This is a genomic window from Heyndrickxia sporothermodurans, from assembly GCF_003055045.1.
In the GTDB taxonomy this organism is placed as follows: Bacteria; Bacillota; Bacilli; order Bacillales; family Bacillaceae_C; genus Heyndrickxia; species Heyndrickxia sporothermodurans.
Window position 1 is genome coordinate 1 of sequence record NZ_NAZB01000041.1, and the last position, 918, is coordinate 918.

3 protein-coding genes are annotated in these 918 nt (G+C 34.2%); all 3 read left to right on the forward strand.

Annotated features, from left to right (window positions below; all coding sequences use genetic code 11):
- Nucleotides 1-39: 39 nt before the first annotated feature.
- Nucleotides 40-207: a hypothetical protein gene (locus B5V89_RS20160; protein ID WP_181294691.1), complete on the forward strand. Its 168-nt coding sequence runs from the start codon at nt 40-42 to the stop codon at nt 205-207.
- Between the two features lie 17 nt (nt 208-224).
- Complete coding sequence (locus tag B5V89_RS15330; RefSeq protein WP_108072797.1) at nt 225-521, forward strand: hypothetical protein; 297 nt, start codon at nt 225-227, stop codon at nt 519-521.
- Between the two features lie 132 nt (nt 522-653).
- Complete coding sequence (locus B5V89_RS15335) at nt 654-866, forward strand: hypothetical protein (protein ID WP_108072799.1); 213 nt, start codon at nt 654-656, stop codon at nt 864-866.
- The last annotated feature ends 52 nt before the right edge of the window (nt 867-918 follow it).

The following is a 918-nucleotide window of genomic DNA, read 5'->3' on the forward strand; positions in this document are numbered from 1 at the left end:
GATTTACGGAGTGATTAAGGATAAGGGGTGAGGAAAATCGTGAAGTGGTTCGAGTTGCTAATAAGCGCAGTATTAATTCTAAGCCTTCTTATTTTATTCACGGTGCTATTAGCCATTGTATTGGACGATGTGAAGAAACCTACTCCTAAAAACAATTACATGCAGCATGTCGACACGTTGCAAGGAGAGGATCTTAACCAATTTTGATAAAAAGGAGAATGAAAATGGAAGTATTAGAAAAGGGAATGATGTTAGATGGAACACTTATTCAAATAGAGGAATGGAGTACGGATTATTCATTTATGCCATACGGTTCTACACTTGCATCTTATCCAAAATCTAAACAAACATTGGATGGTTCTTTTTCTCCTAATCGTAATGAAAGATTTAGATTCGAATTAACTTTTAAAAGTTATGAAGATACAAAAAAAGCGTTCGACAAATTGATAAATGGTGAAAAGCAACTGAATGATTATGAAAATAATTTCAAAGGAAAAAAAGAGTATTTAGAGTGTATTTAATTCTAATCTAAAGTAAGTTTTAATACGCATTGCGAAGATTATCTTCAACAAGCCTAACCAGGCTTTCCTTTTTAGACACTTTGCGAAATTTGATGAACGATTTTAGTTCTAACTTGAGGGGAGGTGAAAACAATGGAAATGGGAGTAGCAGGAACTATCGCGGTAAAACAAATCATTGGTGAGGATATCACTGAACAGGTTAATAGATGGTTAGGTCATAATCCTGATTTAGAAGTCATCGATATTAAATTCAGTACAAGTGCTTTAGAGGGTTCATGGAGTTCTGATGTACTAATCATTTATCGAAAAGATGAACAAAAAAATAATCCCACCAGCTGCAACTGATGGAAGTAAAAAAATTATTTCACGATTTGCCGTCATTTTATCATAGCGCGGC

Excerpts from the sequence above, each read along its gene's own strand:
- B5V89_RS15330 (WP_108072797.1), top strand. The coding sequence starts at position 225 with ATGGAAGTATTAGAAAAGGGAATGATGTTAGATGGAACACTTATTCAA.
- B5V89_RS15335 (WP_108072799.1), top strand. The coding sequence starts at position 654 with ATGGAAATGGGAGTAGCAGGAACTATCGCGGTAAAACAAATCATTGGT.